Genomic DNA, 14,670 nt, shown 5'->3' on the forward strand with positions numbered 1-14,670 from the left:
CCGGGCAACTGCCGCGCTTCAGATGGCCTTGGAAAAGTGCTGGCGCCGCGCCTCCCACTCTTCGGTGGGAAACATCGACGGTCCGGCTTCAACCAGGCGTGGAAGCATGTTGAAGACCGAAACCGCAGTCCATCTCCGGCCTTCGCGGGTCCTATAGCCTTTCTCGTTCAGGTCGCTGGCCACGCTCGTGAAAGGGAAGTCTTGAACCAGCAGCTCCATCATGTGCATGAGAATGCGGTTCTCGTCCGGATCGATCTCCAGGCGCAGGCAGTCTTCGGAGATGCGAAGCCCGTAGGGAATGTCCTCGACCCGGCCGTCGATCGGGGCGTTGCCGGGCAACTCCCGGCGCCATTCGATCGACGCAATCTGCCAACCGGCGTCCGCGCGTTGGCGAAGCAGGTCATTGGTGAGCGGCCCGTTAAGAATGTCCCGGGTCTTTTCAAAGTACGCCATGGCAAACCCTCCAGAGACTGGTGTCGGATTCAGCAAACCGAAGGCCATTTTGAAACGGCTCTTGTCGTCAGCTAAGTTGCTGATGCTTCGTAGATATCCCGTTGAGCATCGTCTTCGCGGTGTCCAATAATCAGGAAAGGGTGTTCGCATTCGAACAGGAGTGCGACCGGACACCCGATGGACCCAACGTCTCCAAGCTTGTTCTGTGTTTTGATGTGAGTGTCAGGACGGCCTCCTCAGAGAAATCAAGAGATGGGAAGCATGAATCTTCATACCTACAGAGTTCAAGTCGAGTGGACCGGAAATGATGGCGAAGGCACCCTGAATTACAAAAGCTATCGCCGCGACCACACCATCGCTGCAGTAGGGAAGCCGCCGATTCCGACGTCGAGTGATCCAAGCTTTCGCGGCGACCCGACGCGGTACAATCCCGAGGAACTCCTCGTAGCCAGCCTTTCCTCCTGCCACATGCTCTGGTACCTGCATCTCTGCGCGGTCAATCACGTCACCGTCCAGTCCTTTCGAGACTTCGCCGAGGGAACCATGGAAGAGGCTCAGGATGGCTCTGGAAAGTTCATCCGAGTGGTGCTGAAGCCGTCGGTCACGATCGCGGCGGGAAGCGATCCGGCCAAAGCCGCAGAGTTACATCACGCGGCGCATGGATATTGCTTTATCGCGAAATCGGTCAATTTTCCTGTAGAGGTGGTTCCGGAGATTGTTTTGGCTGCTTAGTTCGATGAACTTGCAGGCGAAGTTGTGTTCGGCGCAACCGCCGCCAGTGTTCCTCGAAATACCCGCGAAATGGCGCGGAGTATCGGCTTCGCGGGCGGCGCAGTCTCTGGATCGTAGAAGACCGCTTCCCCCACCCGCTTGGCTTCTGGCCGGTAGTACCAGCGAGTGAAAAGGCTGAGGTGATCGGACAGGGTTTGATTCTCGCCCTTCACTCCCGCCGCGGCTGACCTGAGGGCGTCGAACGACTCGCTGAGACGCTGCTCCAAGACATCCTTCCCGCGATCTTTCAGCTTTGTGGGACTGACGGTCGTGGCGATCGCGGAAGGCGAACCCTCCTCCTGCAGCGGCACCGCTTCAAGCGCGAAAGGATGCGTGTAGAGTGACGAAGAGCCGGATTGCTCGTTATGAAGCCGCATGCCAAACGTGTCGTAGAGGGTGGGACCGGCGAGGATGCCCGCACTCAGCTGGAAGAGTGCCACGTGACCTGGCTCTGATGATGGCTGAACAATGATGGCGCCAAGCCGGGCAAGCGGATGGACCGCATCCGATGCAAGTGCGGCTGTGGCTTCGATTTTCTGGATACGGGCGTGAATAGCGGCGGCCTTCTCGAAATCCAGGTCCTGGGAAGCGAGATCCCTTTCCTTAGCCAAGGCATCGAGGAGGCTCTGCCCGCGAGAAGTCAGAAAAGCGTGAACCTTGGCGGCTTCTTCGCCATAGCGCTCATCGGTGCAGCCCTTGAAACAGGGAGCGAGGCACATCTTCATCTCGGAGTAGACGCAGCCCGGAAAAGCTGGATCGGGGTCGAGATCGGGGTAGCACCGGCGCAGGAGGAAGAGGTTGAGCGCCTCGTCACAGAAGCGTTCGGCGGCGGCGCGTGAAGGAAAAGGGCCGAAGAGCGAGCCGGCGGCAGATCTAGAAATCGAATTCGTAACATACACTCGCGGATAGCGGTTTTTGCTGGTCATGCGCAGAAAGTAGGGCGCATAAAGGTGGAGGCGCTTGCGGGCGCGTTCGCCGAATGCCTGCAGGGTGGCGCGGTAAAGAGCGAGCGAGGATTCAAAGTCGGAGCCGGTGGCCGTGTATTCGATCCGAACCACCCGTTCGGTAAGGCGCAGACGCCGGGTCTGGGTTGGCTTGGCGTCGAGAAACCGTTTGAGCCGGCGCCGGAGGTTAGTGGTGCGGGCGAGGTAGGGTTCGGCCTTGGGGTCGGCGCCAAAGAGAGCGAAAATTCCCGGCTTCTCCGGCAGCAGAGCGAGCGTTGGCGCTGGGTTTGAGGAGTCGAAGGTGAGGGTCTGGGCGAGCATTCTCGGTTACAGCAAGTTTACCGATTCGCAACAACGAACCACGATACGTGGCCCCGATATGGAGTCATCCCTTGGAAAAGATCAGAAAGCGTAGCGAACCCCGAATTGCGAAATGCTCTAGGCGCCGGCGATGGTCATCCCCTCGATCCTGAGGGTGGGAGCGGTCACTGCTCCGCGGAACTCAAGGTCGTTGCCGATGGCAACGATGTTGTTGAACATTTCCTTGAGATTGCCGGCAATCGTAATTTCCTGAACGGCATAAGCAAGCTCGCCGTTTTCAATCCACAGGCCGGAAGCGCCGCGGGAATAGTCGCCGGTGACCATGTTCACCCCGAAGCCCATGAGTTCGGTGACATAGAGGCCTGATTTGATATCAGCCAGTATCTCGGCGGGGGCGAGGCTGCCCTTTTCAAGAAAGACGTTGCCGCCGCCGATGCCGGGATTTCCAGCCAGCCCGCGAGAAGCGTTGCCGGTACTTTGCATGTTGAGCTTGAGCGCCGTGTAGGTGTTGAGCAGATAGTTCTTCAGAACGCCATTTTCGATGATCGCCTTGCGGCGGGTCGGCAGACCCTCGCCATCAAAGGGCGAGGTACCGAAGCCTCCAACGAGCGTGCCATCGTCGATGATCGTGATGTTGGCAGCGGCGACCTGTTCGCCGAGCTGGTCGGCGAAGAACGAGGCTCCCCTATAGATGGCGTCCCCATTGGCTGCTTCGAAGATGTTGCCAACGAGCCCTCGGGCCATCTCTGGAGCGAAAACGACGGGGACGCGCTGGGTCGGCACCCGGCGAGCGTCCAATCGTCTTAGAGTGCGCCGCGCCGCCTCTGCGCCAATCGATTCCGGGGATTCCAGTTTGGTCAATGTGCGCGCCGCTGTGTACCAATAATCGCGCTGCATTTGTCCATCCTTGGACTGCGCAATCGGGACCGCGGAGATGGAAGCGTAAGAGCGGCGGTATTCGCCCAGAAATCCTCGAGAATTGGCCAGGATCTTTCGCCCGGTAGCCGCGTCGAAGCTGCCTCCGTCGCTATTTTGAATGCGGGGATCGGCGGCCAGCGCCGCAGCTTCAGCGCGGCGGGCATAGTCGATTCGCTGCTCGCCGGGAAGGGAATAGACATCTTCGTAGTAAAGGTCCAGGTCGCCGGTCAACTGGCCGAAGCTGGCCGCCTCAGGAAGTCCGGCAAAGGGATCTTCGGAGGTGACGCGAGCCAGCGCGATTGCCCCCGAGACAAGATGGTCGATTCCCTCCGGAGAGAAGTCGCTCGACGAAGTACTGGCGGCGCGCTGCCCGAGGAAGACCCGCAATCCCACTCCACGCGAGCCGGACTCCTTCAATGTGTCGACCTGCCCGAGTCTCACCAGAGTGGAGAATTCGTCTCCCTCGCGGATGACAACTTCGGCGTCCGTGGCCCCGGCGCGAGTGGCTTTGGCGACAATGTCGGCGGCGAGTTGCTGAAGATTCCGGGTAATTTCCGCAGGAGCGGCGATGTTGGTGCTCATAAGGAAACGCTAGGCACTCCTGAGCCAAATTGCAAGCCGACCCGCCCAGGCGATGGGCGGCGCGACCGCAAGCTATGCTTAAAGGCGAACCAGCGGAGGAAGATCTACCGAATGGAGAGCCTGCGGCGGATTCTAAAAATGCTGATAGCATTTGTGACCGGCCAGGGGGTCACGGTCTTCTCCCAGTTGCTGATCCCGCCGCTGTTTCTACACAGATCTGCCAACGGCATCGTTGTCTATGGGGAATGGATTACGCTCAGCGCGGCCGTCTCCTATTTTGGATCCCTGAATTTTGGTGTGCAGACCTACGCGGCTAACCAGATGAGCATCCATCGCAACCGCGGGGAGTTGGAGGAATGCAAGCGGGTGCAGGCAAGCGCCCTTCGTCTGCTGCAATGGATGATGCTCGCTCTGCTGCCTATTGCCGGTTTGATCGCGTTACTGCCCGTGGCGCGATGGCTTCATCTGCGTACAATCGGCGGGCGCGAAGCCAAGCTCGTCCTTGAGCTCTTCGTCGCGCAAATCTTTGCTTTGATGGTATTTTCCTTATTCGCAAACAGTTTTATGGCAGTGAACCGGGCGCATCGGGGAACGAACTGGAACAATGGGCTTCGTTTAGCATCGGCGGCCGTGCTGGCGGTGCTGATCTGGAGGCGAGCTTCATTCGCGTCAATGGCCGCTTCCCAAGTGTCGATGACAGTGCTCTTCGGATTATTGCTGATGCTCGATCTGCATCGTACCGCGCCTGAACTGGTCCCCTCGCCGCGCTATGCGAGCAATGAAGTGATGCGGGGAATGTTGAAGCCAAGCTGGCACTTCACCGTCTTATCGCTTACTGGATTTCTGACCTGGCAGGCGCCCATCCTGCTCATGCAGCGTGTCCTCGGCCCGGCAGCAGTCGCGGTTTTTGCTCTGACCCGAACCGTCTTCACGATGTCGAGACAGGCCTTGGCTGTAGCCAGCTATTCGATTGGGCCGGAGATTACCAGCCTCGTCGGCCGCAAGGACTGGAAGCAATTGCGCCGTCTCTACGATCTCTCCGAACGAATCGTGTTGCTGCTCGTGCCGACCGTCAGCGTGGCGACGCTTCTCGCCAGCCCGTGGCTTCTGGCCGTGTGGCTTCACCGACGCAGCCTCTATGAGCCAGGCCTCTGCATGTTGATGGCGCTCACCTCGGCGGCGATGGGCATCAAGGAACATAAATATCAGTTTCAATCCTCAAGCAATCAACATGCGGACCTTTCAAAGGTGCTCTTCCTGGCCTACGGCGCCGTTCTGCTGGTCTCGGCAATAACTATGCGATATTTCGGAGTTTTGGGATTCATGATCGCCTGGCTGGTCGCCGAGACTGCCCAGACGATCGCGATTGTCCGCATGAACAAGAAGATGTTTCCTGCCGATTACGGCATCACGGCTAAACCAATATTGCGGTTGACGGGAGTACTATCCATAGTCTTCGCGGGAGCAGTCTACCCGGCTTTCCAGGCGCCGCAGGAATCGCTTCCCATAATCCTTATCGTTGCCGTCCTCTATACGCTGGCGACTGCGCTGCTTTGTTACTGGGTGTTTGGAGTTTCAGAGGTCACCCAACTGGTGCTCGGACGCTGGCGTCACAAGTCAGTTGCGGCCTCAGCTTCGCAGGTGGGTTGATGTTTTGCGTTTGAAGCTGAATAAAATGACTGTAATCTTCTTGAAAGTTGGCGGGGGGGCTCGCATGGCATCGAGTACCCAGGAATGCGGTGCCCACATCCCGCTTTTGGGACGCGGGTTTGGAGCTCTGCCACTCTCCTCGAAGCCGCCCACTGCGATTCGATCTCGACGGGTGCCCGTCGTTCCCGTCGCCCAACAGTTAAGGCTGAACCATAACCACTCTAAGGGCTAGCCGGGCGGTGGCCCGCATGTTATCGAGTACCATGAATGCGGGTGCCCCACGTCCCCGCTTTCGGGACGTGGGTTTAGGCGAACGCCGCCTCTCTCCTCGAAGCCGTCCACTGCGACTCGATCTCCACGGTGCCGAGCGCTCCCGTCGCCCAATGGTTAAAGCTGGACCATAACCACTCCGAGGGCTGGCCGGCCAATCCGCGCTTCACCGGATTATGGTGCATGTACTTCAACTTCTGTACCCGTTTATGCTCCGAGTAGACGTTGAAATCGTAGTAGCGCGGCTGCCAGAAGGGTCGCTCCCAGCGCTGGACGGCGACTGACAGCTTTAGCGCCTGGATCGGTTGCGAAAGAAGAACAGTTCTCGGCTCGCCCACCAGCATGTGGATGTGTTCGGGCATGACGACGTAACCGGCGACGATAAAGTGGTAGCGCTGCCGCATGGTGTCAAGCGAGCGTTCGAAGAGCTCGCGCGCGGACGTGGCGCCGAGGTAAGCCTGGCGTCCGTAGCAACTGAAGGTAACAAAATGGAACTGACCAGATTGCTGGTAACGAACCAGACCCTTTGGCATGCCAGCATCGTAGCCCACATGGTCCATGGATGGGAAAGAGGCTTGGAGATGAAAGCCCACATCTCAAGAGCGAGATGTGGGGCACCCGGACTGGTGAAGAGGCTCAGATCTGGCTTCTTGCCAATAATTACTGGTCAGCCTGAGTGCCTTCTCCACCGCCTCGCACTGCACCGTAAATTGCAACGGAAAACACGGCTAAGGAGGGGAGCGCCCCAGCCGCTTTCGGTACGTAGCGGAAAAGCCATCCAGTGGCGACCGCGGAGAAGAAGTATGTCGCTAGAATTCCTGCCTGCATCAACAGGCGCTCTTCATAGTTTCGGCTCGCATGCGGAGCCTTGCGCCCGGCGGTGAATCGGACCATTCCGTTCATGAACGTCGTCCAGGTGCCAGTGATGTACGTTGTGACGATACCCGGAACCTTCAACTGCAGCATGGCTCCGCTCTGCATACCAATGGCGAAGGCCACAAAGGCCAGCAAGTAGTCTACCGACCGAGTCGAGGGCTGCAACACTGCCCTTGCAACCTCCGCACCGGACATGAAAATAGCTTCAATAAGAAGCGTCCAAGAGATCGATCGAGCCCATGCAACTCCGGGCTGGACTTGCTTTGTCAAGGCAGAGGCAGAGATAACGCCCAATGCATAAGACAGAAGTGAAATCAGCGGAGGAAGAACGGAGCCGTGCAGCTGAAACACTGCGATTCCCAGAAGGACCGTATTCCCGGTCATGTTCGCAACGAAGGCGTGAGCTGGCCCTAAATAGCTCCAACTATCCGCGGATCCCGCCGCTGAGGCCAAGAGAAACAACAGCACATCTCGTTCGTATGGGCGCACTGGTTCCCTCCGGCGGGATCGATTGAAGTTTGTAAGAATTGCGGCGTAATCTTGGAATCGCAGCGAGATGGAAGCGGGCACGTTTTGGAGTCTGCTTGATGGATGCTCTTCGGCAGCTCGGTGGATGCAACGCGATAGGCTCGCTCGCGTGAACCAACCGATGGCCGGGCTCCGCGCAATATTACGAACATAAGTGACAGGAGATGGCATCTCAAAAGCCGATGCAAAACATACTCGCTCTCGACCAAGGCACAACTAGCTCTCGCGCTGTCCTCGTCGGACACGACGCGAAGATCCTCGGCGTTGCCCAGCATGAATTCAAGCAAATATATCCCAACGTGGGCTGGGTCGAACACGATCCCTACGACATTCTCACCTCACAGCTGAGTTCGGCGGTTGAAGTTCTGGGAAAAGCAAATATCCGTCCTCGAGACGTGATCGCGATCGGAATTACGAACCAGCGGGAAACGACGATCGTTTGGAACCGGGACACGGGCAAACCAATCTATAATGCTATCGTTTGGCAAGACCGGCGCGGCGCTCCGCTGTGCGAAAAGCTGACCAGAGATGGTGCCGAAGACACGATACGCCAGAAGACCGGATTGCTCATCGATCCGTATTTCTCCGCCACGAAAATCTCATGGATTCTTGACAACGTTGAGGGTGCCCGCGCCCAGGCAGAGCAGGGCAAACTTGCTTTTGGCACTGTCGACAGCTGGCTGGTCTGGAACCTTACCAGCGGGAAGCGCCATATCACCGATCGTACCAACGCCAGTCGCACCATGCTCTATAACATTGTCGAAGACCGGTGGGACGCCGACCTGCTGAACATGCTCAACATCCCCGAGAGCATGATGCCGGAAGTGGTCTGGTCGAGCGAGATAGTGGGTCAGGTCACAACCTCGCTCGGCCTGGGCAGCGTTCAAATAGCCGGGATCGCGGGCGACCAGCAATCAGCGCTCTTCGGTCAGCTATGCGTCTCTCCAGGCGACGCCAAGAATACCTATGGTACCGGCTGCTTTCTGCTCCAGAATATCGGGAACAAGTTCACTCTTTCGCAGCAGCGCCTGATCACCACGCTCACCTGCAGTCCACAGAAGAAGCTCGAATATGCGCTGGAAGGCAGCATTTTCGTCGGTGGCGCGGTGGTGCAGTGGCTTCGCGACAACATGCGCTTCTTTTCGTCGTCGCCCGATGTTGAAAGCGTCGCTGCATCAGTCAAGGACACCGATGGGGTGGTCTTCGTTCCGGCATTCACGGGCCTGGGAGCGCCGCATTGGGATCCCTATGCCAGCGGAATGATTATTGGAATTCAACGCAGTACGCAGATCGGTCACATTGCCCGGGCTGCCCTGGAGAGCATCGCCTTCCAGGTCGCGGATGTGCTCCAAGCCATGAACAAGGACACCCGGCAGCCCTTCCGCGAACTGCGAGTTGATGGAGGGGCCGCATCGAATGACATCCTCATGCAGTTCCAGGCGGATTTGTTGCAGATCCCGGTTCGTCGTCCTGCTGAACTTGAGACCACGGCGCTCGGAGCCGCTTACCTCGCCGGCCTGGCTGTCGATTTCTGGAGTAGTACAGAGGAGATTGCGAAAGTTCTGGGTGGAGATAAGTTATTCGAGCCGCAGGCTGACCGCAAAGAGATGGAGGCTCGTCAGGCGAAATGGCAGGATGCGGTTAAACGGGCGGGTGGCTGGAATCGGACCAACGCATGAAGTCTTTGCCGCGAGCCGCCCGGCGTGATATCACCTTATGACATGACTTTTCCAGCGCAAATGGATCCGGCGGAAGCAGCCAAGCAGAAGGCGGCGGAGTGGGCTGCCGCCCAGGTTGAAGATGGCATGGCGGTAGGTCTCGGTTCCGGCACCACTTCAGCTCTGGTGATCCAGGAGGTGGGGCGGCGGGTAGCGTCTGGTCTCCGCATCACCGCGATCGCCACTTCCGAGCAGTCTCATCGTCAAGCTCTAGCACTGGGGATACCCATCACCAGCTTTGCTCAGACGCCGCATCTGGACCTCACCATCGACGGCGCCGACGAGGTCCAGGAGGGTACGCTCCACCTGATCAAAGGCCACGGCGGTGCGCTTTTGCGTGAAAAAATAGTGGCGATGGCCAGCCGCCGGCTGCTCATCGCTGTCGATCCCCGGAAGCTCGTGAAAGCGCTTGGATCCGTCTTTGCCGTACCGGTTGAGGTCGTTCCTTTCGGCTGGGAGACCACGGCCACGCGCTTACGGGAAGCTGGTTTCGAGTGTGAATTGCGCCTCAAGGACGACGGTCAGCCTTATATCACCGATGGGCAGCACTACATCCTGCACTGCGATCTGCTGAAGTCCGGGCAGGCCGCGGAGCAGGCCGCAGAGACGATGAAACGGATTGTTGGCGTGGTTGAGCACGGCCTCTTTCTGGGGATGGCGAGCGAAGTTGTCATCGGCGGTTCCGATGGGATCAAGATTCTCGAGAGGACGATTTTCTAGAGCCGAAGCGGCGAATAGAGCGTTCAGGCTTGAGCCGCTTTTCTTTCGGGTAAGTTCTCCAGTGCCGCAAAGAAATGGTCGCGCCAGCCGAGTATATCCGCATTGCGAATCTGCCGTCGCAACCGTAGCATGCGCTGATGCCTTTCTCGCGGCTCCATTTCGATTGCCTGGCGCAGGGCGCACGCGACGCCAACTTCGTCATAGGGATTAACCAGGATCGCTCCCGCTCCGAGTTCTGGCGCTGCTCCGGCGAACTCGCTGAGAATCAGCACGCCGCTATTTTCAACGTGGGCGGTACAGTACTCCTTCGCAACCAGATTCATGCCGTCTTTCAGCGGAGTGATCAAGGCTATGTCCGCCGATCGATACATTGCTAACAGCTCTTCGCGGGGTACCGAATGATGCATATACTCGATCGGCGTCCAGCCGGGTTCGCTGAAGTCGCCGTTGATGCTCGAGACCAGCTGCTCGATCTGCGAGCGTAACTCCTGATAGCGCGGGATATTCTCGCGACTCGGCACCACCACTTGCATCAACGTGATCTTGCGCCGGTACTCTTCATGATCGCGAAGCAGGGCGCGAAAGGCCCGCAGCCTTTCGGGAATACCCTTGGTGTAATCGAGGCGATCGATGCCAATGGCAATGTGCAGTCCTGGATATTGCTTCTGTATCGATGCCATTCGTTCGACCACGGTGTCTGCGCTTGCACCTCGGGCGAAATCGCGATAGTCGATGCTGATCGGCATCGCTTCGATCCTGGTCTCGCCCTGTGGGCCGAGCACGCTGTGCCGGCGTCCACGCCCCATGATCTTGTAATGCGGCAAGAAGCCGCGAAGGCAAGCGATCAAGTTTCGCTCGTCGCGGGCTGTCTGTACCCCGATCAGATCGTAGTCGAGTAGGCCTTCGAGGATTTGCCGCCGCCAGGGCAGCTTTTCAAAGATGTCCGGCGCAGGAAAAGGAATGTGCAGGAAGAAGGCGACACATGCCTCGGGGCGCTGCTCGCGGAAGAAGTGCGCCACCTGCAGCAATTGATAGTCGTGCACCCAGATCACATCCCGCTGTTCAGTCTCAGCGAGAGCGGCTTCAGCAAACTTGCGGTTAACCCGCTGATAAAAGTCCCAGTAGCGGGGCTCGAAGACGCAGCGCGACTGCAGGTCGTGAAACAGAGGCCAGATCACCTCGTTTGAGAATCCTTCGTAGTAATTGACCTGCTCGTCCGCTGTGACAAAAACGGGTGTATAGCGGTAAGCATGTTGCTTCGCCGCAGATTCCAACTGCTCGCGAATCTCAGCCGAGTCTTCGCTCCCCGCACTGCCCACCCACAATCCACCATGGGCCTTCAACAGGGGTTCGAGCGCGCTGATCAGACCGCCGCTAGAGGGCTTGGTGGTGAGATGCCCTCCCTCTTGAACCCAGGAAAGAGGAATGCGGTTCGATACCACGACCAGCCGGCGATCGAGTGACGATGGTGCTCCATTCCCCTGACCTGCATGAGAGGCTTCCTCTAGCCGATCGTGGACCGTCGAAGCAGTGTTCATCTACGGTGCGCTCTGATGATCTGAGTTCCACAGGGCCGTCGATTTTTCATCGGACACTGCCTCCCACCATTGGTCAAGAAAAGCCAAAAGCTCGTCGGGAGGCTTGAGCCAAAGGTCCGCTGCCGTCGGCCGCACCGTTTCGCGCACCAACACCCGCAAGCCCCGTCCACTGAGGGCGCGGAAGGCCTCTTCATCGGTGCGATCATCGCCGAGATAAGCGACGATCGCGTCGGCGGGTTCCGTGCTAAGAATCTCTTCGACGGCTGTTGCTTTACTGCATCCAGCAGCCCGCACTTCAATGCCGCCGTCAAACGGCAGCCAATCGAATCCAGATTTTTCGATCTCCGCGAAGAGACTGCCGGCCACCCGGGTGATCTGGCGCTCTTCGTCGAGCGAAAATCCGCGAGTGTGAAGCGCAAGGCTGCCGGGCTTAGTTTCAAGCAGCTGTGCAAACCCGCGTTCGCCGATACTTCGACTCAACCAATGAAGTGCCTCGCTTTGAGCCGGGCTCAGTGGATACGCTTGATAGCGCCCGTCGGGCAGCAGGCGCTCCCGGCCGTGACTTCCCCAAATCTCTGGTTGGATGCTCGGGGGCAGCAGATGAGGCAATTCGCGTGCCGCGCGACCGGAGACGAAGACCAGTCGCATCTGGGAACATTGCGCGAGAGCTAAGAGACGATCGGCAACGCCTGGATACAGAGATGCGCGAAGCCGGTCTTGAACGAAGGGCGCAAGTGTACCGTCATAATCCAGCATCAGAACGGAGCGTCCTCGGCCGTTGAGCCGCCGCCACCACTCGGAGCCGCGCCAAGTAGGCCAGGGCGCTGGCTTCTCTTCGGCCATAGGGGTCAAACGAGCTAGAGAAGGCATCGTCCCATTAGGATGCCACGGAAGCGGATCAAGCTGCGTTTATTTCTGCAATTTGCACCGGCCCGACCCCTTGCATGGGGTCTCATGGATCATTTACAACGTTTCGGAGGAGAGGTGTGCCGATGCGGCGTCGTGAGTTCGTCAAGGCAATGATGGCGGCATCGATGTCCGCTAAAGCGATGTTGGGCCAGCAGTCGGCGACACCCGTAACTCCATCTACTCCGCCGCCGGCTCCGGCAGGACCGGGCGTCATCGGTGGGCCGGCTCCTGCGCCCGGGCCCGTACCTTGGATGAGCGGGCTGCTCGAGGTGAAACCGCTCCCGATGACTCCGCTCGTTGCGGATGCAATCGCTCGAACGAATGCCAGCTTTTTGAGCCAGCAACAGGTTGCCACCCTGCGCCGCCTCTGCGAAATTTTCTTGCCTCCTCTGAAAGGGTATCCCGGCGCCATCGATGCCGGCGCGCCCGAGTTCCTCGACTTTCTGATTGGTGTTTCGCCGGCAGAAACTCAGCATCTCTATCAGTCTGGACTGGATCGCCTCCATGCGGAAGCCAGGCAACACTTTAGTGTGCCTTTCGCCGCAGTCGACCCTTCACAAGCCGATCAGCTGCTTCGTCCATGGCTTCAAACCTGGATGAACGATCACCCTCCAACTGATGCTTACGCCAGGTTCATCAATCTGGCCCACAGTGATATCCGCACGGCGACCATTAATTCACAGGCTTGGAGTGAGGCGGCTAAAGCAGCCGGGAAGACGCCAGCGGATGTCGGACTTTACTGGTTTCCCATCGATCCAGACCTTCGCCAGCAAAGTGTTCCCACCCAGCCGGCGCGGAAGAGGAGTGCGTAAGCGGCGCCGGTCAGCGCAAACAGCGACCCACTCCGAACGCACAGTCAACACGCAAATTATAGATAGAGGACAGCTTCCGTCACATGGCTGAAGAGATTGTTGATGTGTTGATTATCGGCTCCGGCCACTCTGGCGGCATGGCTGCCAAAATCCTGACCGAGAAGGGCATTTCGTGCCTGATGCTCAACGCCGGTCCCGTCGCCGATGTGCAAAAAGACACGGAGGTCAAGCCAGCGTATGCCCTTCCATATCGCGGCTTCAAACAGCCGGGGCGGCTCTCCCATGTCTTTCAATCCAATGAATTCAATGCCAATACCTGGGTTGACGAACAGGAAGTCCCTTACACCTACGATGCGCAGAATCCCTATAATTGGGTCCGCGTTCGTTTGTTTGGAGGACGCTCCCTCTTCTGGTCGCGTCAGTCTTTCCGGCTTAGTGATTACGAATTCAAAGCCAAATCGCACGACGGCTTTGGCGATGACTGGCCGATCAGTCTGGCCGACGTGGCGCCCTACTATTCCCGGGTTGAAGAGATCTTCCGGGTTCGTGGCCATGCAGACGGCCTGCCGCAATATCCCGACGGTAACTTTGTTCCCGACGATGCCCCGTGGACTGGTTGCATGCAGCGCTTTGTGGACGCGGGCAAAGCAGCGGGCATTCAGGTTTGTAAAGCGCGTAGTGCTCAGGGGATCAATGGATTGGCCAGTTCGGTCAACTTGCTTTTGCCAGATGCGTTTGCGACTGGAAAGCTTCGCGCCATTCCCAACGTCGTGGTGCGGGAATTGCGGGTGGACAAGAACACCGGCCTGGTCAATGAGGCACACTTTGTCGATCGGCTCTCCCGCCGCGAAATGTCAGTGAAAGCCAAGGTCGTCGTGCTGGCAGCCGGGACACTTGAAAGTACGCGCCTGTTGTTGAATTCCAGGATCGCGAACTCAAGCGGGGTCATGGGCCACTATCTCGTCGATCAGGTTTATGGACCGGGCATCGTTTGCTCCGTGCCCGAGGCGCGCGACGGCAAAGGGGGAGCCAACTTGATGGGCGGCTCTGCACTGGTCCCGCGCTTTCGCAACATCAATTCCCGCCATCCGAAATTTATTCGCGGATATGCGTTAAATGTTTTCAGCAGCAAAGGTGCGATGGATCCCAGAAATTTCGCCACGTACGGCGCAGACTTGCAGCACAAGTTGGATAGCTACCATGGCAGCGGCTTTTCGACCGGGATCATGGGCGAGGTATTGCCGCATTATGAGCACTGCGTCAGCATCGATAAAGACGTGGTGGATGCCTGGGATATTCCGGTGCTGCACATCCAGACCAAATACACCGACAACGAATTCAACATGGCGCGCGACGCAGTCGACACCAGCATCGCGCTTGCCGAGGCTGCCGGCTTCGAGGTCCTCACGAAGAATTACGATCCTAACCCGCCCGGCTACAGCATCCACGAGCTAGGTACTTGCCGGATGGGCGACGACCCGAAGAGCAGCGTTCTCAACAAGTGGTGTCAGAGCCACGACATCAAGAATTTGTTTGTCGTGGATGCGAGTAGTTTTGTGAGTGGCGGCTGGCAAAACCCGACCATGACGATCCTGGCATTGTCAATGCGGTCCTCGGAGTTCCTTGCCGAACAGATGCGCCAAGGAAATGTGTAGAGCAT

Annotated in this window: 13 protein-coding genes; 6 read left to right on the forward strand and 7 right to left on the reverse strand. The window is 58.3% G+C overall.

Annotation, left to right across the window (positions count from 1 at the left end):
* Window positions 1-18 precede the first annotated feature (18 nt).
* Window positions 19-453, reverse strand: a complete 435-nt coding sequence (locus ACPOL_RS22085; protein WP_114210975.1) for a recombinase family protein — start codon at window positions 451-453, stop codon at window positions 19-21.
* 261 nt (window positions 454-714) lie between these two features.
* On the opposite strand from ACPOL_RS22085, the gene ACPOL_RS22090 reads away from it, so the two are divergent.
* Window positions 715-1,185 (forward strand): OsmC family protein, encoded by a 471-nt coding sequence (locus ACPOL_RS22090; RefSeq protein ID WP_114210976.1) that lies wholly within the window; start codon window positions 715-717, stop codon window positions 1,183-1,185.
* Here the strand turns inward: ACPOL_RS22090 and ACPOL_RS22095 are convergent.
* Together ACPOL_RS22095 and ACPOL_RS22100 are read right to left on the reverse strand one after the other, a co-directional pair.
* Complete coding sequence (locus ACPOL_RS22095) at window positions 1,182-2,489, reverse strand: UvrB/UvrC motif-containing protein (RefSeq protein WP_114208967.1); 1,308 nt, start codon at window positions 2,487-2,489, stop codon at window positions 1,182-1,184. The two genes, ACPOL_RS22090 and ACPOL_RS22095, sit on opposite strands and share 4 nt — an antisense overlap.
* Before the next feature lie 117 nt (window positions 2,490-2,606).
* Entirely contained in the window at window positions 2,607-3,989 is a 1,383-nt protein-coding gene (locus tag ACPOL_RS22100; protein ID WP_114208968.1) for a TldD/PmbA family protein, read from the reverse strand.
* A gap of 138 nt (window positions 3,990-4,127) precedes the next feature.
* On the opposite strand from ACPOL_RS22100, the gene ACPOL_RS22105 reads away from it, so the two are divergent.
* Window positions 4,128-5,639, forward strand: coding sequence for a lipopolysaccharide biosynthesis protein (locus ACPOL_RS22105; RefSeq protein ID WP_150133097.1), 1,512 nt, complete (start codon window positions 4,128-4,130; stop codon window positions 5,637-5,639).
* Window positions 5,640-5,944: 305 nt separating this feature from the next.
* Here the strand turns inward: ACPOL_RS22105 and ACPOL_RS22110 are convergent, their stop codons facing one another.
* Complete coding sequence (locus ACPOL_RS22110; RefSeq protein WP_114210977.1) at window positions 5,945-6,442, reverse strand: REP-associated tyrosine transposase; 498 nt, start codon at window positions 6,440-6,442, stop codon at window positions 5,945-5,947.
* 127 nt (window positions 6,443-6,569) lie between these two features.
* On the reverse strand, window positions 6,570-7,484 hold the full coding sequence (locus ACPOL_RS22115; RefSeq protein ID WP_114208970.1) for a YoaK family protein: 915 nt from the start codon (window positions 7,482-7,484) through the stop codon (window positions 6,570-6,572).
* Here ACPOL_RS22115 and glpK point away from each other — a divergent pair.
* Window positions 7,478-8,992 (forward strand): glycerol kinase GlpK, encoded by a 1,515-nt coding sequence (glpK, locus tag ACPOL_RS22120; RefSeq protein ID WP_236656953.1) that lies wholly within the window; start codon window positions 7,478-7,480, stop codon window positions 8,990-8,992. The two genes, ACPOL_RS22115 and glpK, sit on opposite strands and share 7 nt — an antisense overlap.
* 24 nt (window positions 8,993-9,016) lie before the next feature.
* Window positions 9,017-9,751 carry a ribose 5-phosphate isomerase A gene (gene rpiA / locus ACPOL_RS22125; protein ID WP_236656954.1) on the forward strand — a complete coding sequence of 245 codons (735 nt, stop codon included), beginning with the start codon at window positions 9,017-9,019 and terminating at the stop codon, window positions 9,749-9,751.
* Between the two features lie 23 nt (window positions 9,752-9,774).
* Here rpiA and ACPOL_RS22130 read toward each other — a convergent pair whose 3' ends face one another.
* Together ACPOL_RS22130 and otsB are read right to left on the reverse strand one after the other, a co-directional pair.
* Window positions 9,775-11,289, reverse strand: coding sequence for an alpha,alpha-trehalose-phosphate synthase (UDP-forming) (locus ACPOL_RS22130; RefSeq protein ID WP_114208972.1), 1,515 nt, complete (start codon window positions 11,287-11,289; stop codon window positions 9,775-9,777).
* Window positions 11,290-12,159 (reverse strand): trehalose-phosphatase, encoded by an 870-nt coding sequence (gene otsB, locus ACPOL_RS22135; protein WP_114208973.1) that lies wholly within the window; start codon window positions 12,157-12,159, stop codon window positions 11,290-11,292. It abuts the gene before it with no gap.
* A 122-nt stretch (window positions 12,160-12,281) separates the two neighbouring features.
* Here otsB and ACPOL_RS22140 point away from each other — a divergent pair, with 122 nt between their 5' ends.
* The gene (locus tag ACPOL_RS22140) at window positions 12,282-13,010 is read left to right on the forward strand and encodes a gluconate 2-dehydrogenase subunit 3 family protein (protein ID WP_161557511.1); all 729 of its coding nucleotides are present in this window, start codon (window positions 12,282-12,284) and stop codon (window positions 13,008-13,010) included.
* Window positions 13,011-13,093: 83 nt separating this feature from the next.
* Complete coding sequence (locus ACPOL_RS22145; protein ID WP_114208975.1) at window positions 13,094-14,665, forward strand: GMC oxidoreductase; 1,572 nt, start codon at window positions 13,094-13,096, stop codon at window positions 14,663-14,665.
* The last annotated feature ends 5 nt before the right edge of the window (window positions 14,666-14,670 follow it).

The organism is Acidisarcina polymorpha (assembly GCF_003330725.1).
In the GTDB taxonomy this organism is placed as follows: domain Bacteria; phylum Acidobacteriota; class Terriglobia; order Terriglobales; family Acidobacteriaceae; genus Acidisarcina; species Acidisarcina polymorpha.

Excerpts from the sequence above, each read along its gene's own strand:
- otsB (WP_114208973.1), bottom strand. The coding sequence starts at position 12,159 with ATGCCTTCTCTAGCTCGTTTGACCCCTATGGCCGAAGAGAAGCCAGCG.
- ACPOL_RS22140 (WP_161557511.1), top strand. The coding sequence starts at position 12,282 with ATGCGGCGTCGTGAGTTCGTCAAGGCAATGATGGCGGCATCGATGTCC.
- ACPOL_RS22100 (WP_114208968.1), bottom strand. The coding sequence starts at position 3,989 with ATGAGCACCAACATCGCCGCTCCTGCGGAAATTACCCGGAATCTTCAG.
- ACPOL_RS22130 (WP_114208972.1), bottom strand. The coding sequence starts at position 11,289 with ATGAACACTGCTTCGACGGTCCACGATCGGCTAGAGGAAGCCTCTCAT.
- ACPOL_RS22090 (WP_114210976.1), top strand. The coding sequence starts at position 715 with ATGAATCTTCATACCTACAGAGTTCAAGTCGAGTGGACCGGAAATGAT.
- glpK (WP_236656953.1), top strand. The coding sequence starts at position 7,478 with ATGGCATCTCAAAAGCCGATGCAAAACATACTCGCTCTCGACCAAGGC.
- ACPOL_RS22105 (WP_150133097.1), top strand. The coding sequence starts at position 4,128 with ATGCTGATAGCATTTGTGACCGGCCAGGGGGTCACGGTCTTCTCCCAG.
- ACPOL_RS22085 (WP_114210975.1), bottom strand. The coding sequence starts at position 453 with ATGGCGTACTTTGAAAAGACCCGGGACATTCTTAACGGGCCGCTCACC.
- ACPOL_RS22115 (WP_114208970.1), bottom strand. The coding sequence starts at position 7,484 with ATGCCATCTCCTGTCACTTATGTTCGTAATATTGCGCGGAGCCCGGCC.
- ACPOL_RS22110 (WP_114210977.1), bottom strand. The coding sequence starts at position 6,442 with ATGCCAAAGGGTCTGGTTCGTTACCAGCAATCTGGTCAGTTCCATTTT.
- ACPOL_RS22145 (WP_114208975.1), top strand. The coding sequence starts at position 13,094 with ATGGCTGAAGAGATTGTTGATGTGTTGATTATCGGCTCCGGCCACTCT.
- ACPOL_RS22095 (WP_114208967.1), bottom strand. The coding sequence starts at position 2,489 with ATGCTCGCCCAGACCCTCACCTTCGACTCCTCAAACCCAGCGCCAACG.